The sequence below is a fragment of the Pseudonocardia petroleophila genome (genome assembly GCF_014235185.1).
Lineage (GTDB): Bacteria > Actinomycetota > Actinomycetes > Mycobacteriales > Pseudonocardiaceae > Pseudonocardia > Pseudonocardia petroleophila.
In genome coordinates this window covers 3,863,075-3,887,089 of the sequence record NZ_CP060131.1, presented here as the reverse complement: position 1 = coordinate 3,887,089, position 24,015 = coordinate 3,863,075, and the positions used below count along the sequence as shown (strand labels likewise).

Below are 24,015 nucleotides of genomic sequence, written 5' to 3'. Positions count from 1 at the left end.
CCACCGGAGGAGGAAGTGGCGTGTGTCACATCGGAACACGCCTGCTGCTCGACGGGCAGACCAGTGATCCCGGGGTTCGATCGGCCCCGGGTCGACCTGTGGTGAGCGTCGGAGTGACCCGTTCTGCATCACGCTCCTGAAGAGCGGCCGGGCGACGATTCGACACGGCGCCGGCAGAGCCCGAGGTGGGCGCCTGCGCTGATGAGGCGAGGCCGCAGGCCACGGCGGCCGGGCCGCACACGCGGGCCTACCGGCCGTGTCAGGTCATGGCAGGAGGTGGAACGCGCGCCGGAAGTACACTGCTGGCGTCTCCGGACCTGTCCGCACGTTCTGGACCCGGCCGACCAGGATCGTATGGTCTCCGGCCGGATGACGATCGTGCACCGAACAGTCGAGGATCACCGATGCGACGTCGAGCACCGGGAGCCCGTTGTCGTCGGCGACGAAGCCGGCCTCGGCGAACTTGTCCGCGCCGCGGGTGGCGAAGCGCATCGCGAGCTGCGCGTGCTCCGGATGGATGACGTGGACGATCCATCTCGTTGCGCGCTGGAAGACCGGGGCACACTCGGCGTCGGTCGCCAGGCACACCAACACGAGCGGCGGCTCCATCGAGACCGAGCAGAACGACGTCGCCGTGAAGCCCCACCAGCGGCCCGACGGGTCAGCCGTCGTGACGATCGTGACCCCGCTCGGGAAGGACGCCATGGCGTCCTTGAACAGGTGTAGTCCCTGCGGCGGGAGAGGAGAATCCTCCGCACTCACCGCATTGCCGTCGCGTCCGGGTCGGCCACGGACCCCATCTGGTGGTCCATGCGGACCCGCTTGGTCGTCAGGTAGGCGATGTTGTCCGCATTCGGGGCGACTATGAGCGGTTCGCGGGCAGCGATCTTCACCCCGTGCCCGGCGAGCCCGTGGTACTTCGCCGGGTTGTTGGTCATCACGCAGACCTGTCGCACCCCGAGGTCACGCAGGATCTGTGCGCCGATCCCGTACTCTCGGCTGTCGACGGGCAGCCCTTGGGCGAGGTTCGCCTCGACGGTGTCCATGCCCCCGTCCTGCAGGGTGTAGGCACGGAGCTTGTGGCTGAGCCCGATCCCCCGGCCCTCGTGGCCGCGCAGATAGACGACGGCTCCGCGGCCGACCATCCCGATGCGCTCCATCGCCGCTTGGAGCTGCTCGCCGCAGTCACAGCGGCGCGAACCGAACACGTCCCCGGTGAGACACTCGGAGTGCACGCGCACCAGCACGTTGTCGTCGGGGGGCGGCTCCTCGGCCTGGCTCACATCACCCATCACGAGCGCGACGTGCTCGCTGCCGTCGAGCTCCGAACGGTATGTCGTGACCGTGAACTCGCCGTACGGGCTGGGTACCCGGCCGGAAGCCTGGCGCACCACGAGGGTGTCGGTACGCAGGCGGTACCGCACCAGGTCCGCGACGGTGATCGAGACCAGCCCGTGTTGCTGGGCGAACCGGGCCAGCTCGGGGCGTCGCGCCATGGTGCCGTCGGCGTTGGTGACCTCGGCGAGCAACCCGGCGGGTGCGAGGCCCGCGAGCCGGCAGAGGTCCACGGCGCTCTCGGTGTGCCCGGCCCGCCGCAGCACGCCGCCCTCGCGGGCCCGCAGGGGAAATATGTGTCCGGGTCTGGACAGGTCCCCCGGCCGGGTCCCCGGATCGGCGAGTGCCCGGATGGTCGCCGCACGGTCGGTGGCCGACACCCCGGTGCTGGTGACGTTCTTGAGGTCGACCGAGACGGTGAAGGCCGTCGCTCTCGGGTCGTCGTTCTCCGCGACCATCGGAGGCAACTCGAGCCGGTCGACGAGCGCGGCGTCCATGCCGACGCAGACCAGGCCGCTGGTGTGGCGGATGACGAATGCGAGCATCTCCGGTGTCGCCAGCTCAGCGGCGGCGACGAGATCGCCCTCGTTCTCGCGGTCCTCGTCGTCGACGACGAGGACCATCCGTCCGCGACGCAGCTCCGCCAGCGCGGCACCGATCTGGTGGTCGTTGTCCATGCAGGTCACGGTAGAAGGCGTGGGCGACGCCGACGTGTACGACATCGCGACACCTCGTCCGGCGTGACCCGGACGTTCGCCTCAGCCCGGATCGGAGCGCGCCCGCGGCGGGAGCGGGCGCCGCGCCGGACCGACGTAGTCCTCGCGGTCGGGCTCCAACATCCGGAACCGGTCCCCGCTCTCGATCTCCTCCAGCATGTGCGCCCCGATCCCGGGCAGGAACGAGATCAGGCTGGCCACGTACATCTGGGGCGGCCCGAACCCGAGCTCGGTGAGCACCCTGGCCATGGCACCGTCGATGTTGAGCGGGAGCGGCCGTCGGCCGGGCCGCAACGCGTTGTACGCGGCGAGGATCGCGTCGTGCAGCCGGCTGACCGTGCCCTCGACACCGTGCCGGCGCGCGACCGCCAGCACCGCCACGGCCCTCGGGTCCTGCTCGGTGAACTCCGGGTGCCCGGCCCCCGGGAGCGGCTCCCCTGCGTCGCGGCGCTCCTGTGCCACGGCGGCGGCGACGGCCGACAGTCCGGCGTCGGTCCGATCGTCCCCGAGACGCTCCAGCGCGGCGGACAGCATCTCCCCCGTGTGCTCCGGCGAGATCGTCCGGCGCCCCGCACAGGACAGCGCCGCGAGGATCCCGACGGAGGGGTCGGGGTGCACCGAGACCGCGATGCGCCCGGCGAGGATGTTCGGTCCGCGCGCGGCCGGGTACGACATCAGCCCGCACAGCACGGCCTCGAACACGGCGGCCTGCGCGGCGGTGGGCAGCTCGCCGCGCAGGGTCAGCCAGGTGCACTCGGCGTAGCTGCGGCCGCGGATCAGGTCCGAGAGCGGGTAGCCCCGGACGTAGATCTCCTCGTCGTCCATCTCGGTGATCGCGGTACGGAACCGCAGACCCTCGCCGCTCGCCATCGCTGAACGCCTCACTCCCACTGCCGGCCCGCGGGCCGCCGGTTCAGATGTCGCTGTCGGCCAGGAACCCCAGCACCGTGGAGGTGAAGGCATCGTTGTCGTCGCCCGCGACCATGTGCCCGGTGGCGGAGACGTCCACGTGCCGCGAACCGGGGATGAGCTCGAGGAACTCCGCGACACCCTCGTCGCTGACGATGTCGGACTGTTCCCCACGCACCAGCAGCGTCGGCACGGTGACCCGCCGCGCCGCCGCGGCGGCCCGTTCGTGGGTGGTGGAGCGGCGCGGCTCGGAGTCGATCTGCAGGAACGCCGGGTCCCAGTGCCAGTACCACCGGCCGTTCTCCCGCTGCCGCACGTTCTTGCGCAGACCCTCGGGAGTCGGCGCGCGCTTGCGGTGCGGGTTGTAGGCCCGTACGGCCTCCGCGACCTCGTCCAGCGAACCGAACCCGTCGGGGTTCGCGCTCATGAACGCCATGATCCGGGCCACGCCCGCGGGTTCCGCCCGCGGCACGATGTCGACGAGCACGAGCGCGCGGGCCAGCTCCCCCAGCTCGCCCTGCGCGACGAGCGAGGTCATCCCGCCCATCGACGCCCCGATCAGCAGCGGGCGCTCCTCCAGGGCCCCCACCACGGACGCCAGGTCGGCCACCAACCCATCGATGCCGTAGTCACCGTCGGGCGACCAGTCGCTGTCGCCGTGCCCGCGGGCGTCCAGCGCGAGCGAGGTCCAGCCGTTGTCGGCCAACGCGGCGGCCGTGCGGAACCAGGAGTGTCGGGTCTGGCCGCCGCCGTGCAGCAGCAGCACGGCGCCACGGTGCTCGCCGACTCCGTCCCAGCGGTCGCCGACGATCTTGCCGGCGGCCCCGTCGAACACGACCCGTTCACCCGGGCGGACGCCGTTCACGAGCGGGAGCTGATCGTCGCCGTCGGGACGGGACCGGGAAGGATGGTATCGACCATACCCCGGACCATAGACGTCCGGTCGAGCCCGGGCGAGGTGCACCGATACCGACTTTCTCAACCATCGGTTCGAAGTTCGCCCGAGACGTCGTTTCACGATCACCTGTTGGAGTCCACACGTGCTGACACGGGGATCAGCACCCTGCCCGGACCGCTGCGGCACGCGGCGGGTCGCGCGGCGAGCGGTGATGCCGGCGCGGCACTCTTGCTCAGCGACCCGGTCCGGCCGACGGGTGGAACAGACGCAGGAGGTTGGACGCGACCGCGGCGGCGGCGGCGTCGAAATCCTTCCTGCGACGGCCGCGGAACCACACCGGCACGTGGTTCATCGCGCCGTAGAGGTTGTGCATCGCCACGTCCTCGTCCACGACGAACTCACCGAGGGCGATGCCGCGGCGCACCACCGCGCGGAAGATGGCGTCGTGCTGCTCACGAAGGCGCCGGGTGCGCCGGCGGTAGGGCTCCGGCCAGTCCTGCGGCTGGATGAACAACCGGGCCATCTCCGGGCGAGTGCGGACGATCAGGTCCAGCTGGCTCCTGATCAGCAGGCCGAGCTGCTCGGTCGCGGTGCCCGGGTTGGCCTCGACGACGCTGCGCAGCTGGTCGTTGAGCGAGCTGCCCAGCTGGTCAAGGCACGCGCTGACCAGCACTTCCTTGCTCGGGAAGTAGTGGTAGAGCGACGCCTTCGTCAGGTCCAGCCGATCGGCGACCTCATCCAGGCTCAGGCCGTGGTAACCCCGCTCGGCGAGCACCTCGGCGACCGCGGAGAGAATATCCTGCACCTTGCGGTCGCGGCGCCGCGCGACCCGCCCAGACGGTGGCTGCCGTGCCGCTCCGACCGCCCCGCCCATCCACCAGCTCCCCGGTTCGGACTCCGAGGTTAGCAGGCGATCGACAATCGACTAGGGGGCTGATACCCGACCCGATGGTCGGGACCTGCCCCGCGCCGATCGCCACCCGTCAGTCCAGGCCCGCCCCCTGCCCGAAACGCGGCGGCCGCTTCTCGACGAACGCCGCGATCCCCTCCCTGGCGTCAGCGGTGCCGAAGAGCCGGTCGATCCCGGACGCCTCGGCGCGCATCCCCGCTCGCCGGCCGCCGTCGAGGTGGGCCAGCACGCACGCTTTGAGCTCGCGCAGCGCCGGGCGGGCACCCGCCGCGATGCCGGCGGCGTACGCCACCGCGTCGGGCACGAGCCGGTCGACCGGGTGCACGCTGTTGACCAGCCCCAACGCCAGCGCCTCCGCGGCCCCGAGCTGGCGTCCGGTGTAGAGCAGGTCCAGGGCCCTGCCCTTGCCCACGACCTCCACCAGCCGCTGCGTGCCGCCAGCCCCGGGGAGCAGCCCGAGCTTCACCTCGGGCAGCCCGATCCGCGCCCCGTCCGCGAGCATCCGCAGGTCGCACGCCAGTGCCAGCTCCATGCCGCCGCCCATGGCGTGGCCGTTGACCGCGGCGATGGTCGGCAGCGGGATGGCCTCGATGTCGTCCATCGCCCGCTGGATGCCGCTGATGAACCGGGGCATCTCGTCCGCGCCGAGCGAGTTCATCATCTTGATGTCGGCACCCGCGACGAACCGCGGCCCGGCACCGGTGATGACCAGCGCGCCCACCTCGTCGCGGGCCGCCGTCCGCGTCGCCGCCAGCGAGATCTCCTGGACGAGCGCGAGGTCCAGCGCGTTCGCCGGCGGCCGGTCCACGGTCAGCAGGCCGACACCGCGGTCGATCTCGATGCGGACGTGCTGGAACTCGGTCTCGGTCACGGTCATCCCGTCGCCTCTCCGTCGTGGTCGGGTCGGTCGTGGCTCAGCGGGCGCCGAGCACCCGGTCCAGCCAGGCCACCAGGTCGGCGACCACCTCGGCCCGGTTGGTCTCGTTCAGGATCTCGTGCCGGCCGCCCTCGTAGGTGGCGACCGTGACCTCGGTGAGCCCGGCCGCACGGTAGCGCTCGACGAGCAGGTTGAGCAGGGCGAGCCCGGCGTTGATCGGGTCCTGGTCACCGGCGACCACGTAGAGCGGGAGATCCGAGCGGATACCGGCCAGCCGTTGCGGGTCGGCCAGCTGGGTGCCGGACCCGAACATGAGCTTGGACGAGGGGATGTCGGTACCGAAGCCGCAGGCGGGGTCGGCGACGTAGGCGTCCACGACCGCCTCGTCGCGACTGAGCCAGTCGGACTCGGTCCGGGCGGGCTCGAACGCGGCGTTGAACCCGGCGAGCTCCAGGGGCTGGTCCAGGTCGATGGCGGCGGCCAGCTGGTCCAACGCGGTGCTCCCGGACAGCACGGCCGCGTCGACGCGTCCGCTGTGGTCGAGCAGGTACTGCTGGGTGGCCAGTGACCCCATGCTGTGCCCGAGCAGCACGACGGGCAGCCCGGGATGGGCCTCACGGACCGTCTCCACCAGCGCGCCGATGTCCCCGACCAGGCGGTTCCACCCGTCCTCCCCGAAGGCCCCGAACCGCGACGGGTCGCCCGCGGTGGCGCCGTGGCCGCGGTGGTCGTTGGCGTAGACCACGAAGCCGGCCGCGTTCAGAGCGGCCGCGGTCTGCGCGTACCGACGCGCGTGCTCGCCCATGCCGTGCGCGATCTGGACGACGCCGTGCGGGACGCCCACCGGATCCCACCGGTACACCGCCACCCGGGTGCCGTCCCGGGACACCAGCTCCGAGGTGTGGGCCTGCTCGACGGTGCTCATCCGGATCCTCCTCGACGGGGTCGTGCGCAGCGGATCGCGCCTAGTGACGCGGTCGCCGGCAGACGCTAACGTACCGGGTGATCCTTATCAGGAAAACAGCGAGGTTTTCAGATGGCAGCCCTGCGCGAGCGGCTCACCCCGGAACAGACCGACTTCGTCAAGGCGGTGGATGCGTTCTGCGAGCGGGAGTGCCCGCCGCACAAGCTGCGCGAGATGACCGCCGGCGGCACCGTCGCGCACGACGACACGCTCTACCGCAGGCTGGCCACCACCGGTTGGCTCGGGTTGACCATCCCCGAGGAGTACGGCGGCTCGGGCGGCGAGCTGTCCGACGTCGCACTGCTCACCGAACGCCTGTCCTACCACCGGCTGCCGGTCACCGGGTACCTCACCACCGTGATCACCGCCCAGGCGCTGATCAGGTTCGGCACCGAGGAGCAGAAGCAGCGCGTGCTCCCCGGGGTGGCCCAGGGTGACGTGCTGTCCATCGCGATCACCGAGCCGGACACCGGATCGGACGCCGCGGCGGTGCGCACCCACGCCCGCCGCGACGGCGACGGCTGGCGGATCAACGGCGAGAAGATCTATACCAGCAACGCCAACCACGCGCGCTGGGTCCTGGTGGTGACGCGCACCAACCCGGACGCGTCCAAGCACCGCGGCATCTCGCTGTTCCTGGTGCCGATGGACCGGGTCGACGTGACCAAGTTGGACATGCTCGGGCACATCGACACCACCATCACCCGCTACGCGGACGTCCGCGCCACCGACGCCGACATCGTCGGCGGGATCGACGCGGGGTGGCAGGCGCTGGTGCAGGGGCTCAACAGCGAACGGATGATCATCGGTGCGGAGGCCGTCGGGGTCGGCCAGCGCGCGTTCGACGACGTGCTGCGCTACGTGAAGGACCGCCACCAGTTCGGGCAGCCGATCGGCCGGTTCCAGGCGCTGCAGCACGGGCTCGCCGAGACGGCCACCAAGCTGCTCGCCGCGCGGCTGCTGGTCCGGCACGTCGCCGAACTGCTGGACGAGGGTGACCCGGCCCCGGCCGAGGCCTCGATGGCGAAGCTGTTCGCCACCGAGACGGCCAAGGAGGCCGCCCTGCAGGGCATGCAGTTCATGGGCGGGATGGGCTACAGCATGGAGAGCGACATGCAGTCCTACGTCCGCGACACCCTCGTCATGACCATCTTCGGGGGCACGTCGCAGATCCAGAAGAACATCATCGCCGGCCAACTCGGCCTCAACGACTGACCAGCCGCACCGACGACCGGGGAGCACCATGACCGACAAGCTCAGCGACCGACTCGACGAGCTGGCCGCCCGCGACGACACCTGGGTCACCCGCGAGGTGCTGCAGCGCTACGTCGACGAGGGCGCCTGGACCGAGCAGAGTTTCGTGCACGACCTCGAGCGGCACGCGGCCGAGCGGCCGGACTCACTGGCGATCATCGACGAGGACGGCAGGCGCACCAGCTACGCCGAGTACGAGCAGCGAACCCGGCGGTTGGCGAGCTCGCTGCTGGATCTGGGCCTGCAGCCCGGCGACCGACTCGCGATGCAGCTGCCGAACTCCAGCGAGTTCTGCGTGACGTTGATGGCCTGTGCCCGGGTCCGGATCATCCCGGTGTTCCTGCACGTCGTCTACGACGAGCACGACCTCGACTACGTGCTGAACCTGACGGGGGCCCGCGCGCTGGTCGTCCCCGCCTCGTTCAAGGGCCGCGACTTCGTCCCGCTGGCCCGCACGATGGCCGAGCGGATCGCCGTGCTGGAGCACATCGTGGTCGTCGGCGGTGACGGCGGCGACGGACTGCTCTCCTTCGAGGACATGACCGCGGCGGAGCCGGCGCACGACATCGAGGAACTGCGCCCCACCGGCGCCGACCCGTTCTTCATCATGTTCACCTCCGGCACGACCGGGCGGCCGAAGGCGGAGCTGCACACCCACGCCAACAACCTGTTCTGGATCCAGAGCTTCGAGCAGGGCCAGCGGTTCCCCCGCGACGCGCAGTGGCTCATCGTCACGCCCATCGCGCACCTGACGGGGCTGGGCCTGGGCGTGCTCTCGGCGCTGCGCCGCGGAGCGGCGTTCACGCTGCTGACCGGCTGGGACGTGGGCAGGTGCGTCGAGCTCCTCGAACGCGACAAGCCGACCTACCTGCTCGGGGCGGCGCCGATGCTCATCGACCTCGCCCGCTTCCCCGATCTCGGCTCCCGCGACGTGCGGAGCCTGCGCGGCATCTGCTACGCCGGTGCCCCCTGCCCGGCCGAGACGCTCAACGCGCTCAACACCCAGCTCGGTGCCGAGATCGCCGCGTTCTACGGCTACACCGAGGCCGGCGTCACGCACATGACGCGGCCGGGCGACCCGATCTCGGTGACCAGCCGGAGCATCGGCTCCGTGATCGACGGGATCGAGATGCGGTTGGTCGACGACGAGGGCAACGACGTCGAGCTGCCCGGGCAGGGCGAGCTCTGGTCGCGTGGCGCGAACTTCGTGGTCGGCTACTACGGCCAGTCGGAGACGACGACGAAGATGTTCACCCCCGAAGGGTGGTTCCGATCCGCAGACATCGTCCGCTTCGACGCCGACGGCTACGGCTACTTCGTGTCGCGCCGCGACGACCTGATCAACCGGGGCGGGTACAAGATCGATCCCCGGGAGATCGAGGAGCTGCTCTACGAGCACCCGCGGGTCGGCCAGGCCGCGGTCGTGGCCATGCCCGACGAGCGGCTCGGTCAGCGGGCCGCGGTCTTCGTCGTTCCCACGACCCCCGGTGACGACGTCGCGCTGGCCGATCTCACGGCCTTCCTCGCGGAGAAGGGCCTGAGCCGGACCAAGTGGCCGGAGGCGGTCGAGCTGGTCGAGTCCTTCCCGATGACCAGCACCGGCAAGTTCATGCGGTACTCGCTGCGCGAACGCGCCGGACAGCTGCGCCCGCAGCGATGATGCCGGTCCCGCCGTGATCGACCTGCGGGAGTTCGTCCGCCCGGGCGACACGGTGGCATGGGGGCAGGCGGGCGGCGAGCCGCGGGCGTTGATCGGTGCGCTGCTGGCGCAGGCTCCGGGGCTGGGCGGGGTCACCGCGTTCGTGGGGATGACCTTCGACGACCGGCTCGCCGCGGCGCCCGGCGTGACGCTGCGCTCCTACGGCGCCCTCGGCGTGCTGGCCGGCGGGCCGGTGCGGGTGCTGCGCTGCCACATGTCGTCGCTGCCCGGTCTCATCCGGTCCGGGCGCCAGCCGGTGGACGTGGCGTTCTGCCAGGTCTCACCGGCCGACGCTGACGGCTACCATGGTCTCGGGGTGAGCGTGGACTACCTCATGGCGGCGGTCGGGGCCGCCCGGGTGGTGCTGGCCGAGGTCGACCCGAGGGTGCCGGTGACGCACGGGCCCGGTCGGGTGCACGGGTCGGTGTTCACCGCCACGGTGGCCACCGACCGCGGGCCGACGCCGGTCCCCGATCGGCCGGTAGGCGAGATCGAGGCCCGGATCGCCGCGCACGTCGCGGCGCTGGTCCCCGACGGAGCGGTGCTGCAGCTGGGCGTCGGCGGGTTGGCCACCGCCGTCGCCGGCGCGTTGCGGGGCCACCGCGGACTGCGCGTGCACAGCGGGCTGATCGGGGACTGGCTGGTCGACCTGGACGAGAGCGGCGCGCTGGTCACCGGCGACGGGCCGCCGGCCGTCGTGGCGGGCACCGCCCTGGGTACCGACCGGCTCTACCGCTACCTCGACCGCAACCCCCGCGTCGAGATGCGGCCGGTCGAGCAGGTCCATCCGGCCGCGGTGACCGCGGCGCTGCCCCGCTTCGCCGCGGTGAACCAGGCCCTGCAGGTGGACCTGGACGGGCAGGTCGGCGCCGAGTCGGTGGCCGGCCGCTACCTCGGGGCGGTCGGCGGCCAGGTCGACTTCCTGCGCGGTGCCGCGGCGTCGATCGGCGGGGTCGCGATCGTGGCCCTGCCGTCGGTGACCACGCGCGGCGCGTCCCGGATCGTCGAGCGGCTCGACGGCCCCGTCACCACGTCGGCGACGGACGTCGGGTGGGTGGTCACCGAGCACGGTGCCGTCGACCTGCGCGGCCTCAGCCGCAGCGAACGGGCCCGCGCGGTGCGTACCGTCGCCGACCCGTCCCACCGGCCCCGCCTCGGTGAGGTGGTGTCCACCCGTTGCCCCACCACGGCTACTACCTCATAATTCTTATGATGAACGGAGGCAGGCGATGTCGGCAGTGCAGCACTCCTTCCCGCTCCGCGTGGACGCGGGCGTCACGCGCATGTACGAGCTCGGCCTGTGGGACGAACGGACCCTCGCCGACATCGTCGACGAGCACGCCCGCACCCGGCCGGACAAGCCCGCGGTGGTCGACGCGCGCGGGCGGCTGAGCTATGGCGAGCTCAACGACCTCTCCGTCCGGCTCGCGGCGGTGCTGCACGAGCTGGGGGTCGGGGCCGGCACGCCGGTCGCCGCACAGCTGCCCGGCTGCACCCTGCTCCCGGCACTGCACCTCGCGTGTGTCCGGATCGGTGCGCTGTTCATGCCGCTGAGCACCGCGTGGCGCGGTGCGGAACTGCGCCCGCTCCTGGCCACGGTGGGTGCCGCGGTGCTGGTGGTGCCCGGCGCGGGCGGGATCGACGGCGACGACTTCGACTTCGCCGGCCTCGCCGCGTCGATCCGGGCCGAGCTGCCCGGGCTGCGCGCGGTGCTCCCCGCCCGCGGCGGGAGCGGCGAGACGATCGAGGCGCTGGCCGCCGCGGCCGACCCGCTCACCGACGCACAGCTGGCGGCCCTGCGCGTCCCGGCCGGGGCGCCCACGCTGGTGATGTCGTCCTCGGGCACGACGGGCACGCCGAAGGCCGCGGTGTGGGGCGGCAACGACCTCAAGGCCCTGCTGCTGCACAACGTCGTGCCCCGGCTGCGGCTGACTGCCGACGACGTCGCCGCGGGCCTGGCCCCCGCGGGCACCGGTTCCACCGGCTACATCTTCCCGGTCCTGACCCCCCTGCTGCTCGGCGCGACGGCGGCGATCCTGGAACGGTGGTCACCCCGGGCCGCACTCGACCTGATCGTCGCCGAGGGCGCCACGTACGCCACCGCGATCCCGACCCAGATGGTGATGCTGCTGCCGCTGGGCCTGGAGGACGCCGACCTGTCCCGCTTCACGCGCTTCAACAACGCGGGCGCCCCGCTGCCGCCCAGCACCGCGCGGGAGCTGGAGGAGCGGATGGGCTGCCGCGTGCAGAGCATCTACGGCTCCACCGACGGCGGGGTGCCGGTGATGACGTCCGTGGACGACGACGACGAGGTCCGCCGCACCACCGTCGGCGCGATCTGCACCGGGGTCGACGTCCGGCTCGTCGGCGCCGACGGTGCCGTCCTGGCCGCGGGCGAGGCCGGCGAGGTCTGCTGGCGGGAGAGCAAGTCCTACGGCTACCTGAAGCAGCCGGCCTACGACGCGGCCGCGTTCGACGCGGAGCGCTGGTACCACTCCGGCGACGTCGGGCGGTTCGACGAGCGCGGCAACCTGCGGATCGTCGGGCGGATCAAGGACATGATCCTGCGCGGGGGCACCAACATCTTCCCGGCCGAGATCGAGCACCTCGTGGCCCAGCACCACGCCGTCGCCGACGTCGCGGTGGTCGGGGTGCCCGACGACCGCCTCGGCGAGCGGGCCTGCGCCGTCGTCGTCCCCGTCGCGGGCGCGACACCGGATCTCGCCGGGCTCTGCGCGTTCCTGCGCGAGCGCGAGGTGGCCGTGGTCAAGCTGCCCGAGGAGCTCGTCCTCGTCCCCACGCTGCCCACCAACGCCGGCGGCAAGATCGACAAGGCGCAGGTGCGCGAGAGGGCCGTCCGGGAGCTGCGCTCCCGGTCGGCCGCAGCGACCACGACCGACCACCCCGCCACGGAGGGAACCGCATGACCATCCCGCTCGACCAGCTGACCGACGCCCAGGCCGACCTGGTCGCCCGCGCCCGCACCATCGCCCAGAACGAGCTGCGACCCCGTGCCGCCGAGTGGGACCAGCGCGCGGAGTTCCCGGAGGAGCAGTTCGACGTCCTGCGCAAGGCCGGCATGGCCGGTCTCACCGTCCCGGTCGAGTACGGCGGCCAGGGCCTCGGCACGTTCGAGGCGTGCCTGGTGCTGGAGGAGCTGTCCGCGGGCTGCCTGGCCAGCGCGATGACGATCCAGATGCAGGTGAACGGACCGCCCCGGGTGATCGCCCGGATCGGCACCGACCAGCAGCGCAAGGAGTACCTGCCGCGGGTCGCGGACGGTTCGGTGTGCTTCTCGATCGCCATGACCGAGCCCCAGGCCGGCTCCGACGGCACCGCATTGCAGACCACGCTGCGCCCGCACGGCGACGGGTTCCTGCTCAACGGCGAGAAGTGCCACATCACCGGTGCGCTGCGCTCGGACGCCTTCCTGGTGTTCTGCCGGGCGCCGGACACCGCCGGCCCCGACGGCATCGGCGCGGTCCTGATCGACCGTGACGTCGAGGGCCTCGCCCCGATCGAGACCGAGCCGAAGATGGGCGGCCGCGCCATCGCCGAGGGCATCATGCGCTTCACCGACGTCCCGGTGCGTGCCGACCAGATCGTGCTCGAGCCGAGGAAGGGCTCCCGGGACGGGGCCAGGTTCCTCATCCGCCAGTTCAACCCGGAACGCTGCGGCAACGCGGCGATGTCGATCGGCCTGGCCCGCAGCGCGCTGGACGACGCGGTCGCCTACACCAAGGAGCGCGAGCAGTTCGGGCGCCCGATCGTCGAGTTCCAGGGCCTGCAGTGGAAGATCGCCGACATGGCCACGGCCATCGACGGCGCACGGCTGCTGCTGTGGCGCGCGGCCCGCACCGACGTCCAGGGCTTCCCCGGCATCCGCGAGACCGCGATGGCGAAGCTCGCCGCGAACGAGGCGGCCCTGATGGTCACCTCCGAGGCCCTGCAGCTGCTCGGCCACAAGGGCTACCTGACCCGCTACCCCATGGAGCGCTACGTGCGCGACGCCTTCGGTCTCGGAATCGGCGGCGGCACCACCGCCGTGCTGCGCAACATGATCGCGGGCGAGGTCACCGGCGTGCGCGTCAGCCAGCGGAAGTCCTGATGGACCTGGCTCTCTCCGGCGAGGCTGCGGCGTATCGCGACCAGCTGCAATCGTGGGTCGAGGAGCACCTGCCGGCGCCGTGGCGCGACGTACCCGTCGGCACAGGTGACGACGCCGAGTACGTCCGGATGCGCCGCAACTGGGGGCGCATGCTGTATCGCGGCGGCTGGCTGGCGCCGCACTGGCCGGCCGCCCACGGCGGGCGTGGCCTCGGCGTCGACGCCCAGCTGGCGTTCCTCGACGTGCTGGTGGCGGCGGGTGCCCCCGAGCAGATGAACACCAACGGGATGGGCATCTTCGCGCCGGCGCTGATGGCGTTTGGTACCGAGGCCCAGCAGGACCGGTACCTCGGCCCGATGCTGGCCCACGACGACATCTGGTGCCAGGGCTTCTCCGAACCCGGAGCCGGCTCCGACCTGGCCGGGCTGGCCACCCGGGCGGTTCCCGACGGCGACCGGTTCGTGGTGTCCGGACAGAAGGTATGGACCTCCTACGCGATGTTCGCCCAGCGCTGCTACCTCATGGTGCGGGTCGCCGGGGTGGCGAACGGCGTCACGATGGTGGTCCTGCACATGGACCGGCCGGGCGTCACCGTCCGGCCGCTGCGGAACATCACCGGGAGCAGCGAGTTCTGCGAGGTCTTCCTCGACGAGGTCACGGTCGACGCCGACGACGTCGTGGGCGGGATCGGCGACGGGTGGCGGGTGGCCACGTACGCCCTCGCCCGGGAGCGTTCGACCGGGCTGGCCCAGCGGGCCCTGCAGCTCTCCCGCGAGCTGGTGCTGATGAACGCGCAGCTGCGCCGGGACGGCCACGCCGACGACGTGCTGGTCGAGGCGTTCGTGCGCAGCCGCGCGGTGGACAGCACCGTCCGGCGGGTGCTCGCGACGGTCGCCGACGGGGACGAGCCGGGGATGCTCGCACCGGTGGCCAAGCTGTTGTGGAGCGAGGGACACCAGGCCCAGCTCGCCACCCTGGTCGAGGTGGCGGGCCCGGAGGTCACCGGCGCAGGCGAGGGCTGGTCGGACTGGCTGCGGGCCCTGATGTTCAGCCGGGCGGAGACGATCTACGGCGGCACCTCGGAGATCCAGCGCAACCTGATCGCGAAGTCGCTCGGCATGCCGAGCGACCGCGGCTGAACGGACGAGGAGCGGGATGGACTACCGGATCGACGACGAGGCGGCCGCGCTGCGAGCGGCGCTGCTCGAGTTCCTGCGCGAGCGGATGCCCGACCCCGGCACGGAGCCCGGCGATGCCGCGCGGCGCGGTGCCTGGCGCGAACTGGTCGGGTCGGAGTGGCTCGAGCACTTCGCCTCCGGGACCGAGGACGGTGCCGACCCGGCCGCGCGGGTCGCGGCGCTGCACGTGGCCGAGGCGTTCGGCGCGGCGCCGGTCACCGGGCCGGTCGACACCGTCGCCGGCTACCTCCTGCCGCTGGCGCTGGCCACCGGCTGGACCGCCGGCCTCGCACGGCTGCGCGACGGCTCGCTGGTCACGACGCTCGTACCGGGGATCGACGCACCCGGCCCGGACGCCGTGCCGCGCCGCCGGGCGCGGCGCCTGGCCGCGGTGCGCGGCGGGGACGGGGTGCGGGTGAGCGGCGTGCTGTCACAGGTGCCCTGCGCCGCGGGCGCCGACGCGCTCATCGTCGCAGTGCAGTGCGACGGGCGTCCGGCGGTGGCACTCGTCGAGCTCGACCGCGCCGGGGTGTCGGTCGGCGAACCGTCCGGTGTGGACCTGCGCCGGCCGGTGGCCGACGTGACCCTCGACGCCGTCGCGGTCGACGTCGCCTCGGTGCACGCCCCTTCCGACCTGCTCGGACACGAGGACGCCTGCGCGGCCGGGCACAGCCTGTTCCTCGACGCCGAGGCCGTCGGCGGCAGCACGGAGGTGATCGCCCGCACCGTGGCCTACTGCACCGACCGGGTCCAGTTCGGCCGCCCGATCGGCTCCTTCCAGGCCGTCCGGCACCGGTTGGCCGATGTGACGGCGAAGGTCGAGGGAGCCCGTTCGCTCGCCTACCGCGTGGCGTGGGACCTCGCCACCGCCGCCCCCGGCGCGCCCGCCGACGTGGTCGCCAGCCGGCTGTGGTGCTCGGGCGCCTACCTCGCGGCGGGAGAGGCGGCGGTGCAGTGTCATGGCGGCGCGGGCTTCACGTGGGAGCAGGGCGTGCACCTGTTCTACCGCGCCGCCCTCTCCGGGCGCGGCGGCGCCGACCTCGCCGCGGCCCGCGTCGCGCTCGCGGCACACCTGGGCGCGCTGACCGACCCGGCCCCGGCGGCCCCGGACGCCGAGCGCGCGACCGAGCCCGTCGCGGCGATGGGAGGGGCGCGCTGATGGGCGAGCGGGTCGTACTGGTCGACCGGCCGGAACCGGGTGTCGCGGTGATCACCCTGAACCGGCCGGCCGCGCGGAACGCGGTCGGGTGGCAGACGTGGGAGGAGCTCGGTCCGGCGGTGGCCGAGGTGGCTGCCGACGACAGCTGCCGGGCGGTCGTGCTGACCGGATCGGGCGGGTCGTTCTGCGCCGGTGGGGACGTCAAGTCCTCCCCCTCGCGCGGCACCGGGCTCGGGGCGCCCGCGGCCCGCCTGCTTGTCGGTCAGCGGGTGCTGGAGGACCTGCTCCGGCTGCCCAAACCGGTGCTCGCCGCCGTCGAGGGCCCCGCCATGGGCATCGGCTGGAGCCTGGCACTGGCCTGCGACGTCGTCGTCGCGGCCAGGGACGCGGTGTTCGGCGCCCCGTTCGTGCTGCGCGGGCTGGTGCCCGACGGCGGTGCGGCCTGGTTCCTGACCCGGGCGCTCGGCCGGCAACGGGCGTCGGCCCTGCTGCTCACCGGCGGCCGGATGACGGCGGCGGAGGCCGCGGCGGCGGGCCTGGTCGGGCAGCTGGCGGAGCCCGGTGCCGCGCGCGCCGACGCCGTCGCGATGGCCGCGGCCATGGCCCGGGGGCCGGCCGAGGCCCTGCGCCTGACCAAGGGGATGGTCCGCGCCGCCCACGACCTGTCGCTGGAGCGCTTCCTCGAGGTCGAGTGGCTCTCGGCGACACTCGACATCACCGGTCCCGACGCCGCGGAGGGTCGTTCCTCCTTCGTCGAGAAGCGCGAACCCGACTTCTCCGCCGTCCGCGACAGCCCGCAGTAGCCCGATGAAGGAGACCCATGGATTTCGAGCAGGACGAGGATCACGATGCACTGCGCAAGGGCGTGCGCGAGCTGATCGCCCGCTACGACGACGCGTACTGGTCGGCGTGCGACGCCGAGCACCGCTTCCCGACCGAGTTCTACCAGACACTCGCCGACGGCGGCTGGCTCGGCGTGGCGATCCCCGAGGAGTACGGCGGCGCGGGGCTGGGCATCACCGAGGCGGCGCTGCTGCTGCAGGAGGTCGCCTCCTCGGGTGCGGCGATGAACGGCTGCAGCGCCATCCATCTCACGCTGTTCGGGATGAACCCGCTGGTCAAGCACGGATCCTTGGAGCTGCGCCAGGAGCTGCTCCCCCGGGTCGTCTCCGGCGACCTGCACGTGTCGTTCGCGGTCACCGAGCCCGACGCCGGCACCGACACCAGCCGCATCACCACCCGGGCGCGCCGCGACGGTGACGGCTACGTCGTCGACGGGCGCAAGGTCTGGATCACGAAGGCCCAGCAGGCCGAGTACCTGCTGCTGCTGACCCGCACCACCCCGTTGGAGGACTGCGCCAAGCGCACCGACGGGATGACGCTGTTCATGGCACCGATGGACCGCTCCGCCATCGACGTCCGCGAGATCCCCAAGATGGGCCGCAACGCGGTCAACTCCAACGAGCTGTTCATCGACGGCCTGCGTGTGCCCGAGGCGTGTCGCATCGGGGAGGAGGGGCAGGGCTTCCGCTATCTGCTCGACGGTCTCAACCCCGAACGCATCCTGCTCGCCCACGAGTCGGTCGGCATCGGTCGTTGCGCGGTGGACCGGGCGGTCACCTACGCCAAGCAGCGGGTGGTGTTCGACCGCCCGATCGGTCAGAACCAGGGCATCGCGTTCCCGTTGGCCGAGGCGACGATGCGGCTGGACGCGGCCGAGCTGGTGGCCCGCAAGGCGGCATGGCTCTACGACCGCGGCCGGCCCTGTGCCCGCGAGGCCAACTCGGCGAAGTACCTCGCGGCCGATGCCGCGTTCTTCGCCGCCGACCGTGCGGTGCAGACCCACGGCGGGTTCGGCTACGCCGTCGAGTACCACGTGGAGCGCTACTTCCGGGAGGCGCGGCTGATGCGGATCGCGCCGATCTCGCAGGAGATGGTGCTCAACTACGTGAGCGAGCACGTCCTCGGCCTGCCCCGGTCCTACTAGGGTCGGATTGCCCCGACACGGCGTTCCCGGCACCCGAGGGCCGGCCCGGATCGGCCGACCGCAGACGTGTCACCCACTGCGCTCGCGAGCAATGGAGACGATCATGCAGGAGCCGACCCCGTCCGGCCGGACGCCGTACCGCGAGCGCCGGCGGATCGTCGACGCCCTGAGCGCGGCGGCCGGACGCGCCCCGATGTATCAGACAGCGTTCTGATGGCCGCCGGGGTCCGCCTCGACGGGCGGGTCGTGCTCGTCACCGGGGCCAGTCGCGGGTTGGGCCGCGGATATGCGCTCGACCTGGCCCGCCGCGGCGCCGCGGTCGCGCTCAACGCCCGTGACGAGGACGCACTGGTGGCGTTGCGCGCGGAGATCGAGGCGGCGGGCGGCCGGGCCACCGTCGCCGCCGGCGACGTCGGTGAGCCTGGTGTGGCGGAGCAGGTGCTGAGGGCCGCGGTCGCCCTCGGCCCGCTCGACGCCGTGGTGAACAACGCGGGGGTCAACCGGGACCGGACGGTGGCGAAGATGTCCGACGAGGAATGGCACTCGGTGATCACCGCCAGCCTCCACGGCACGTTCTTCGTGTGCCGGGCGGCGGTGCGGGCCTGGCGAGCCACCGGGCGCGGCGGCCGGATCGTCAACACCGCATCGGTCGCCGGCATCGTCGGCAACGTGGGCCAGGCGAACTACGCCGCGGCGAAGGCCGGGATCATCGGCTTCTCGCTGAGCCTCGCCCGCGAGGTCGCACCGTCCGGCATCACCGTCAACGTCGTGTCACCCCGGGCGGTCACCGACATGAGCGAGTCGATCCCGCCGGAGCGCCGCCGGGCGTTCTACGAGCTGCAGTCCCGCACGAACACCCTGGGCAGGCCGGGCACCCCCGAGGACGTCGCACCGGTGATCGCGTTCCTGTGCAGCGCGGAGAGCGCCTACCTGACCGGCCAGACCCTCACGGTCACCGGCACCCCCGGGACGTCGGTGGGGTGACGTCGCCGGGGTGCCGGGCGGTCAGCCGGCGTAGAGCGCCTCGATGTCCGCGGCGTACTTGGCCGCTATCGGCCTGCGGCGCAGCTTGCTGGTCGGGGTCAGCTCGTCGCCGGCCGGCAGCCACTCCTGCGGGAGCAGCTTCCACCGCTTGATCTGCTCGATCCGCGACAGCGTGGCGTTCGCCCTGGCGACGCCGTCGCCCACCTCGGCGATCACCGCCGGGTCCTGGGAGAAGGCCGCCAGGTCAGAGCCGTCCAGGCCGTGGGCGGCGGCGAACGCGGGTACCGCCTCGGCGTCCAGCACGAGGATGGCGACGTTGTAGGGCCGGGCGTCGCCGAAGCACACGGCCTGGCCGATCAGCGGGCTGCCGGACTTGAGCGCAGCCTCGATGTTGGCGGGCGACATGTTCTTGCCGCCGCTGTTGATGATCAGCTCCTTCTTGCGGTCGATGATCGTGAGGTAGCCCTCGGCGTCGATCCGGCCGACGTCGCCGGAGTGCATGAAGCCCTGCTCGTCCACGGCCTCGGCGGTCTTCTCCGGCTGGTTGCGGTAGCCGCGCATCACGATCGGGCCCCGGACGAGCACCTCCCCGTCCTCGGCGAGCCGCACCTCCACCCCCGGGAGCGCTGTGCCGCAGGTGCCCAGTTTGATCCTTCCCGGCGGGTTCCAGGTGGCGATCGGCGAGAGCTCGGACATGCCCCACACCTCGGCCATCATCAACCCGAGTGCGGCGAAGAACTCGTGCACCGGCATCGGCGTGGGCGCGGCGCCGACCAGCCGGACCTCGGCCGCGTCCAGGCCGAGCCTGGCGCGCAGGGGCGCCAGCACCGCCTCCTCCCCCGAACTCGCGCGGCGCGCCGTCTCCGCGTCCGGCTCGGTGCCGGCCTGCTGCGCCCGGACCCGGGCGAGGTTGGCCTCCATCGCGTCGTCGAAGGCGGCCCGGAACTCCGGCGGGGCGGCCGCGACCTGCGCCTCCACCGCGGCCTTGAGCTTCTCCCACACCCGGGGCACCGCGAGGAAGATCGTCGGCCGGCACTCGGCGAGGGCCGCGGCCAGCCGGGACGGGTCCGGGCAGCAGGTGACGGTGTAGCCGAGGTTGTTGGCCAGGTAGATGCCGATCGTGCGGTCGGCGATGTGCGCGGCGGGCAGGTAGGACACGATCCGGCCGCCCGGCCTGATCGGCCAGGTGCGCACCAGCATGTTCCACTGCGCCACCAGGTTGGCGTGGGTCAGCTCGACGCCCTTGGGCGGCCCGGTGGTGCCCGAGGTGTAGATCAGCGTCGCCACGTCGCCCGGTTCGACCAGGGCGCTCGCCGCGTCGAGGTCGAAGCCCGCGGGTGCGGCCGCGACGAGGTCGTCGAGGGACATGGTCGCGTCCTCGCCGGGCCCGTCGACCACCACGACGTGCTCGACGGCGCCGCCGAGCGCCAGCGCCGCCCGGACGACCGGGAGGAACTGCCGCTCGGTGACGACGACCCGGTTGCCGGCATCGGAGAACAGGTAGCCGACCTGCTCGGCGGAGGAGGTGTTGTACACCGAGAACGGGGTGGCGCCGAGGTGCTGGGCGGCAGTGTCGACGACGAAGAACTCCGGCCGGTTGGCGAGCATCAGCCCGACGCTGTCGCCGCGGCGCACGCCCAGACCGGCGAGCCCCCCGGCGACCTCGGCGACCCGGCCCCGGTACTGGCTCCAGGTCAGGGTCAGCGGCTCGCCGACCGTGCGCAGCGCGATGTCGTCGGCGAACCGGGCTGCGGTCCGGGCGAACACCTGGGGCAGCGTCTGCGCACCGTCGAGCGGCAGCGGCTCGCCGCACAGGGGTGGGTGAGCCAGGTGTGGTGCGGTGTCGGTGGTCGCGGTCACGGGTCCTCCTCGTCGAGCCGAACGTGACGTACGTCGCCGGGTACGTTAGGGGCGGTGCCTCGCCGTGCCAGCCCCCGAACGGTCGGATCCGCGTCCCCGGCCGCGACGACGACCCGGGCCCGCCCCGCGTGGGGTCAGCCCGCGGCGAACCAGACCGACTTCTCCCGGGTGAAGTGGCTCATCCCGGAGAACCCGCCCTCGCGGCCGAACCCGGAGTTCTTGTACCCGCCGAAGGGCACCGCGGGGTGCAGCAGGTTGTAGGCGTTGATCCAGACGTTCCCGGCCTCGATCCGGTCGGCGAAGCGCAGGGCGCGGTCGATCCGGGCGGTGAAGACGCCCGATCCCAGCCCGTAGGTCGCGTCGTTGGCGATGCGCAGCGCCTCGTCCTCGTCGGCGAAGGACATGACCGACAACACCGGGCCGAAGATCTCCTCGCGCGCGATCCGCGCGGTCGGCTCGACGTTGTCGAACACCGTCGGGGTGACGTAGAAGCCGGGCAGGTCCGGCCTCGCCCCGCCGGTCACGAGATCGCCGCCCTCGTCACGGCCGACCTGCACGTACCCCTCGATCCGGTCCCGGTGCGCGGCCGAGATCACCGGACCGAGCACGGTCGACTCGTCGGCCGGGTCGCCGATCCGCAGCCCGCCGGCCGTCGCGACCACGGCGTCGAGCAGCTCGTCGTGCACCGCGCGGTGCACGAGCAGCCGCGAGCTGGCGGTGCACATCTCCCCGGCGTTGAGGAAGATCCCCAGGAAGGCCGCCTTGGCTGCGTCCGCGATGTCGGCGTCGTCGAACACGACCAGCGGCGACTTCCCGCCCAGCTCCATCGTGCAGGTCTTGAGCTCCCCGCCGGCCGCGGCCGCCACCTTGCGCCCGACCGCGTCGGAGCCGGTGAACGACACGTGGCCGACACCGGGGTGGCGCACGAGTGCCTCGCCCGCCGCCGACGCGGCGTCGGTCACCACGTTCACCAGCCCCGGCGGGATGCCGGCCTCCAGCGCCACCTGGGCGAGCGCCAGCGCGGACAGCGACGCGAGCGGCGACGGCTTGATCACGATGGCGTTGCCGGCGGCGAGTGCGGAGACCGCCTTGCCCGCCGCGCCGACCAGCGCGAAGTTCCACGGCGTGATGCCGGCGACGACGCCGATCGGCTCCCGCAGCACCATCGTCACGAACCGGCCGGAGACCGGGATCGTGCGGCCCTCGAGCTTGTCGGGCATGCCGGCGTAGTAGCGCATGTTCTCCATCAGCATCGACCCGTCCACGGCGCGGGCCGTGGCGATCGGCTTGCCGACATCGAGGCTCTCGATCTTTGTCAGGTCCGCCACCCGTTCCTCGCACAGGTCGGCCCACCGACGCAGCAGCCCGGCCCGCGTGGCGACCGACCGCCTCGCCCAGGCCCGCTGCGCCTCGCGCGCGACCCCGACGGCGTGGTCGACTTCCGCCGCGCCGGCCGCGGGCAGCCGCGTGATCACCGACCCGTCCGCCGGGTTGTGCACCGCGAAGGTCTCGCCGCTGCGGGCGTCGAGCAGCTCCCCGCCCACGACCATCTTGTCGACGAGCAGCGCGGGCGTCGGGACGGTGTCGGTCACCCGGGTCATGCGGGTCCTCCCTGGGCCAGATCGAGCACGGGGCGTTCGGCACTGCGGTTGGCCACGGCGTCGGCGAACGCCGCGTCGATGTCCTCGAGCGGGTAGCGGTGGCCGGAGCCGAGACGGGTGATGACGGGGTCGGCCCGCAGGTCGCCGAGCATCCCGACGACGTCGCGGAGGATCTGCGGGTCGTAGAGCGCGACCCCGACCAGTGAGATGTTGCGCATCAGCAGGGCGAGCGCGGGCACCTGGAACACGTCGGACCCGCGGGTGATCTGGCCCATCTCGATGTAGCGGCCACCGCGGGCGAGCATCCGGACCCCCTCGTCGACCACGCCCGGCACCCCGGCGACCTCCAGGACCACGTCGGCGCCCCCGCCGGTGAGCTCGCGCACCCGGTCGACCCGTCCGGCCGGGTCACCGAACTCGGTGACGTCGACGGTGGCGTCGGCACCCAGCGCCGTGGCCGCCGCGAGCCGGTCGGCCATCGCGTCGACCGCGACGACCTGGCCCGCCCCCATCCGCTTCGCCGCGGCGACCGCGTAGAGGCCCAGCCCGCCGGCGCCCTGCACGACGACCCGCTCGCCCGGGCCGACCCCGCCGCGCAACAGGCCCATCCAGGACTGGGCGGCCGCACAGTTCGCGCTGATGCCGTGCTCGGGTGTCATGCCGTCGGGGAGCTTGAGCACGTACTGGCCGCGGCGCAGGTGGTAGTAGTCGGCGAACGCGCCGACGAAGTGCGGCGGTTCCGACGGCGGGCGCAGCAGCCCGCCCATCACCGTCTCGCAGGCGTTCACCCGGCCCTGGGTGCAGGCGCGGCAGCGGCCGCACGGCCGGAAGTAGGCGAAGACGATCGGGTCGCCCTCGGCCAGCGGCTGCCCGGCGGAGTCGGTGGTGACCCCGGAGCCGAGCCGCTCCACGTGCCCGACGGTCTCGTGACCGAGCAGCAGGCCGTTCGCCGCGAGGTCTTCCATGACCGGGTCCTCACCCCGCCAGTAGTGCACGTCCGAGCCGCAGATGCTCGTGTAGTCCAGCCGGGCGAGCACCTCGCCCGGACCGGGGTCGAGCACCGGGTACTCGATCAGCTTGAAGGGCTTCCCGGAGCCGAAGAAGATCGCGGCCCGTCCCGTTGCGCCCATGCGGTCCCTCTCGACATGAGTTCTCCAGCGGACACCGTCGACGGTAGGCCGCGGGGACACCCGGCGGATGACGCGATTCGGGACACGCGCGGTCGCCCGTACGGCCCGTCACCGGAACGCCGCTCCGCCACCCGGGCCGGACGCCGCCGTTAACCGCCGTTAATTGCCACGGCGACGGTGTCGTGCCGTCCGCACGACGCAGCCGCGTCCGGGGACGCCCCGTTCTTCCCCGACCCCGGGATCGACCGGCTGCGGCCACTGTGCGGCCCCGGCCGGGTGGCCCGCCCGGCCGTCCCCTGCAGCGGTCCCGGTCCCGGATCGAGGCGTGACCCCGCCGCCCCAGCGTTGTACGGTAACGACCGTTAACATGCTGTCCGTTCGATGAGGAGCGCATATGGCACACCACCATCGGTACCTGCCTCACCCGGTCACCGAGTCGTCCGGGC

The 24,015-nt window shown here is 72.7% G+C and carries 20 protein-coding genes; 10 read left to right on the top strand and 10 right to left on the bottom strand.

From position 1 onward, the window contains the following. Nucleotides 1-264 precede the first annotated feature (264 nt). The 7 genes from H6H00_RS19365 to H6H00_RS19335 form a co-directional block, all read right to left on the bottom strand. Nucleotides 265-705 carry a flavin reductase family protein gene (locus tag H6H00_RS19365; RefSeq protein WP_185717154.1) on the bottom strand — a complete coding sequence of 147 codons (441 nt, stop codon included), beginning with the start codon at nucleotides 703-705 and terminating at the stop codon, nucleotides 265-267. A gap of 53 nt (nucleotides 706-758) precedes the next feature. Continuing rightward, nucleotides 759-2,012 (bottom strand): bifunctional 3,4-dihydroxy-2-butanone-4-phosphate synthase/GTP cyclohydrolase II, encoded by a 1,254-nt coding sequence (locus H6H00_RS19360; RefSeq protein ID WP_221775597.1) that lies wholly within the window; start codon nucleotides 2,010-2,012, stop codon nucleotides 759-761. A gap of 81 nt (nucleotides 2,013-2,093) precedes the next feature. Then, nucleotides 2,094-2,921, bottom strand: coding sequence for a citrate/2-methylcitrate synthase (locus H6H00_RS19355; protein ID WP_185717152.1), 828 nt, complete (start codon nucleotides 2,919-2,921; stop codon nucleotides 2,094-2,096). A gap of 43 nt (nucleotides 2,922-2,964) precedes the next feature. Next, nucleotides 2,965-3,825, bottom strand: a complete 861-nt coding sequence (locus H6H00_RS19350; protein ID WP_185717151.1) for an alpha/beta fold hydrolase — start codon at nucleotides 3,823-3,825, stop codon at nucleotides 2,965-2,967. 265 nt (nucleotides 3,826-4,090) lie between these two features. Then, a complete protein-coding gene (locus H6H00_RS19345; protein WP_185717150.1) occupies nucleotides 4,091-4,732 on the bottom strand; it encodes a TetR/AcrR family transcriptional regulator in 642 nt (213 codons plus the stop codon). Between the two features lie 109 nt (nucleotides 4,733-4,841). Next, nucleotides 4,842-5,645, bottom strand: coding sequence for an enoyl-CoA hydratase/isomerase family protein (locus tag H6H00_RS19340; RefSeq protein WP_185717149.1), 804 nt, complete (start codon nucleotides 5,643-5,645; stop codon nucleotides 4,842-4,844). Nucleotides 5,646-5,682: 37 nt separating this feature from the next. After that, a complete protein-coding gene (locus H6H00_RS19335; RefSeq protein ID WP_185717148.1) occupies nucleotides 5,683-6,570 on the bottom strand; it encodes an alpha/beta fold hydrolase in 888 nt (295 codons plus the stop codon). Between the two features lie 111 nt (nucleotides 6,571-6,681). Between H6H00_RS19335 and H6H00_RS19330 the strand changes: the two genes are divergently transcribed. The 10 genes from H6H00_RS19330 (at nucleotide 6,682) to H6H00_RS19285 (ending at nucleotide 18,978) form a co-directional block, all read left to right on the top strand. After that, nucleotides 6,682-7,824: an acyl-CoA dehydrogenase family protein gene (locus H6H00_RS19330; protein ID WP_185717147.1), complete on the top strand. Its 1,143-nt coding sequence runs from the start codon at nucleotides 6,682-6,684 to the stop codon at nucleotides 7,822-7,824. A 28-nt stretch (nucleotides 7,825-7,852) separates the two neighbouring features. Beyond that, on the top strand, nucleotides 7,853-9,523 hold the full coding sequence (locus H6H00_RS19325; protein ID WP_185717146.1) for a class I adenylate-forming enzyme family protein: 1,671 nt from the start codon (nucleotides 7,853-7,855) through the stop codon (nucleotides 9,521-9,523). 13 nt (nucleotides 9,524-9,536) lie between these two features. After that, nucleotides 9,537-10,766, top strand: coding sequence for an acetyl-CoA hydrolase/transferase family protein (locus tag H6H00_RS19320; protein WP_185717145.1), 1,230 nt, complete (start codon nucleotides 9,537-9,539; stop codon nucleotides 10,764-10,766). A 25-nt stretch (nucleotides 10,767-10,791) separates the two neighbouring features. Beyond that, complete coding sequence (locus tag H6H00_RS19315; RefSeq protein ID WP_185717144.1) at nucleotides 10,792-12,489, top strand: AMP-binding protein; 1,698 nt, start codon at nucleotides 10,792-10,794, stop codon at nucleotides 12,487-12,489. Then, complete coding sequence (locus H6H00_RS19310; RefSeq protein WP_185717143.1) at nucleotides 12,486-13,670, top strand: acyl-CoA dehydrogenase family protein; 1,185 nt, start codon at nucleotides 12,486-12,488, stop codon at nucleotides 13,668-13,670. The genes H6H00_RS19315 and H6H00_RS19310 overlap by 4 nt, the downstream gene beginning before the upstream one ends. After that, nucleotides 13,670-14,809 carry an acyl-CoA dehydrogenase family protein gene (locus H6H00_RS19305; RefSeq protein WP_185717142.1) on the top strand — a complete coding sequence of 380 codons (1,140 nt, stop codon included), beginning with the start codon at nucleotides 13,670-13,672 and terminating at the stop codon, nucleotides 14,807-14,809. Before H6H00_RS19310 ends, H6H00_RS19305 begins: the two co-directional genes overlap by 1 nt. A 16-nt stretch (nucleotides 14,810-14,825) precedes the next feature. Further along, a complete protein-coding gene (locus H6H00_RS19300) occupies nucleotides 14,826-16,007 on the top strand; it encodes an acyl-CoA dehydrogenase family protein (RefSeq protein WP_185717141.1) in 1,182 nt (393 codons plus the stop codon). Next, nucleotides 16,007-16,810, top strand: coding sequence for an enoyl-CoA hydratase/isomerase family protein (locus H6H00_RS19295; protein WP_185717140.1), 804 nt, complete (start codon nucleotides 16,007-16,009; stop codon nucleotides 16,808-16,810). Before H6H00_RS19300 ends, H6H00_RS19295 begins: the two co-directional genes overlap by 1 nt. Nucleotides 16,811-16,827: 17 nt before the next feature. Continuing rightward, on the top strand, nucleotides 16,828-17,994 hold the full coding sequence (locus tag H6H00_RS19290; RefSeq protein ID WP_185717139.1) for an acyl-CoA dehydrogenase family protein: 1,167 nt from the start codon (nucleotides 16,828-16,830) through the stop codon (nucleotides 17,992-17,994). Nucleotides 17,995-18,207: 213 nt separating this feature from the next. Further along, on the top strand, nucleotides 18,208-18,978 hold the full coding sequence (locus H6H00_RS19285) for an SDR family oxidoreductase (protein ID WP_185717138.1): 771 nt from the start codon (nucleotides 18,208-18,210) through the stop codon (nucleotides 18,976-18,978). A 21-nt stretch (nucleotides 18,979-18,999) separates the two neighbouring features. On the opposite strand, the gene H6H00_RS19280 is transcribed toward H6H00_RS19285, so the two are convergent. The 3 genes from H6H00_RS19280 to H6H00_RS19270 all read right to left on the bottom strand — a co-directional run bounded on the left by H6H00_RS19280 (nucleotide 19,000) and on the right by H6H00_RS19270 (nucleotide 23,569). After that, nucleotides 19,000-20,838, bottom strand: coding sequence for an AMP-dependent synthetase/ligase (locus tag H6H00_RS19280; protein WP_255425263.1), 1,839 nt, complete (start codon nucleotides 20,836-20,838; stop codon nucleotides 19,000-19,002). Between the two features lie 134 nt (nucleotides 20,839-20,972). Further along, nucleotides 20,973-22,439: an aldehyde dehydrogenase family protein gene (locus H6H00_RS19275; protein WP_185717137.1), complete on the bottom strand. Its 1,467-nt coding sequence runs from the start codon at nucleotides 22,437-22,439 to the stop codon at nucleotides 20,973-20,975. After that, nucleotides 22,436-23,569, bottom strand: a complete 1,134-nt coding sequence (locus tag H6H00_RS19270) for a zinc-binding dehydrogenase (protein ID WP_185717136.1) — start codon at nucleotides 23,567-23,569, stop codon at nucleotides 22,436-22,438. Before H6H00_RS19270 ends, H6H00_RS19275 begins: the two co-directional genes overlap by 4 nt. Nucleotides 23,570-24,015 lie beyond the last annotated feature (446 nt).

What these genes read in the sequence shown, in the direction of transcription:
- H6H00_RS19365 (WP_185717154.1), bottom strand. Translation starts at nt 705, where the DNA reads ATGGCGTCCTTCCCGAGCGGGGTCACGATCGTCACGACGGCTGACCCG.
- H6H00_RS19360 (WP_221775597.1), bottom strand. Translation starts at nt 2,012, where the DNA reads ATGGACAACGACCACCAGATCGGTGCCGCGCTGGCGGAGCTGCGTCGC.
- H6H00_RS19355 (WP_185717152.1), bottom strand. Translation starts at nt 2,921, where the DNA reads ATGGCGAGCGGCGAGGGTCTGCGGTTCCGTACCGCGATCACCGAGATG.
- H6H00_RS19345 (WP_185717150.1), bottom strand. Translation starts at nt 4,732, where the DNA reads ATGGGCGGGGCGGTCGGAGCGGCACGGCAGCCACCGTCTGGGCGGGTC.
- H6H00_RS19340 (WP_185717149.1), bottom strand. Translation starts at nt 5,645, where the DNA reads ATGACCGTGACCGAGACCGAGTTCCAGCACGTCCGCATCGAGATCGAC.
- H6H00_RS19335 (WP_185717148.1), bottom strand. Translation starts at nt 6,570, where the DNA reads ATGAGCACCGTCGAGCAGGCCCACACCTCGGAGCTGGTGTCCCGGGAC.
- H6H00_RS19330 (WP_185717147.1), top strand. Translation starts at nt 6,682, where the DNA reads ATGGCAGCCCTGCGCGAGCGGCTCACCCCGGAACAGACCGACTTCGTC.
- H6H00_RS19325 (WP_185717146.1), top strand. Translation starts at nt 7,853, where the DNA reads ATGACCGACAAGCTCAGCGACCGACTCGACGAGCTGGCCGCCCGCGAC.
- H6H00_RS19315 (WP_185717144.1), top strand. Translation starts at nt 10,792, where the DNA reads ATGTCGGCAGTGCAGCACTCCTTCCCGCTCCGCGTGGACGCGGGCGTC.
- H6H00_RS19310 (WP_185717143.1), top strand. Translation starts at nt 12,486, where the DNA reads ATGACCATCCCGCTCGACCAGCTGACCGACGCCCAGGCCGACCTGGTC.
- H6H00_RS19305 (WP_185717142.1), top strand. Translation starts at nt 13,670, where the DNA reads ATGGACCTGGCTCTCTCCGGCGAGGCTGCGGCGTATCGCGACCAGCTG.
- H6H00_RS19300 (WP_185717141.1), top strand. Translation starts at nt 14,826, where the DNA reads ATGGACTACCGGATCGACGACGAGGCGGCCGCGCTGCGAGCGGCGCTG.
- H6H00_RS19295 (WP_185717140.1), top strand. Translation starts at nt 16,007, where the DNA reads ATGGGCGAGCGGGTCGTACTGGTCGACCGGCCGGAACCGGGTGTCGCG.
- H6H00_RS19290 (WP_185717139.1), top strand. Translation starts at nt 16,828, where the DNA reads ATGGATTTCGAGCAGGACGAGGATCACGATGCACTGCGCAAGGGCGTG.
- H6H00_RS19285 (WP_185717138.1), top strand. Translation starts at nt 18,208, where the DNA reads ATGGCCGCCGGGGTCCGCCTCGACGGGCGGGTCGTGCTCGTCACCGGG.
- H6H00_RS19275 (WP_185717137.1), bottom strand. Translation starts at nt 22,439, where the DNA reads ATGACCCGGGTGACCGACACCGTCCCGACGCCCGCGCTGCTCGTCGAC.
- H6H00_RS19270 (WP_185717136.1), bottom strand. Translation starts at nt 23,569, where the DNA reads ATGGGCGCAACGGGACGGGCCGCGATCTTCTTCGGCTCCGGGAAGCCC.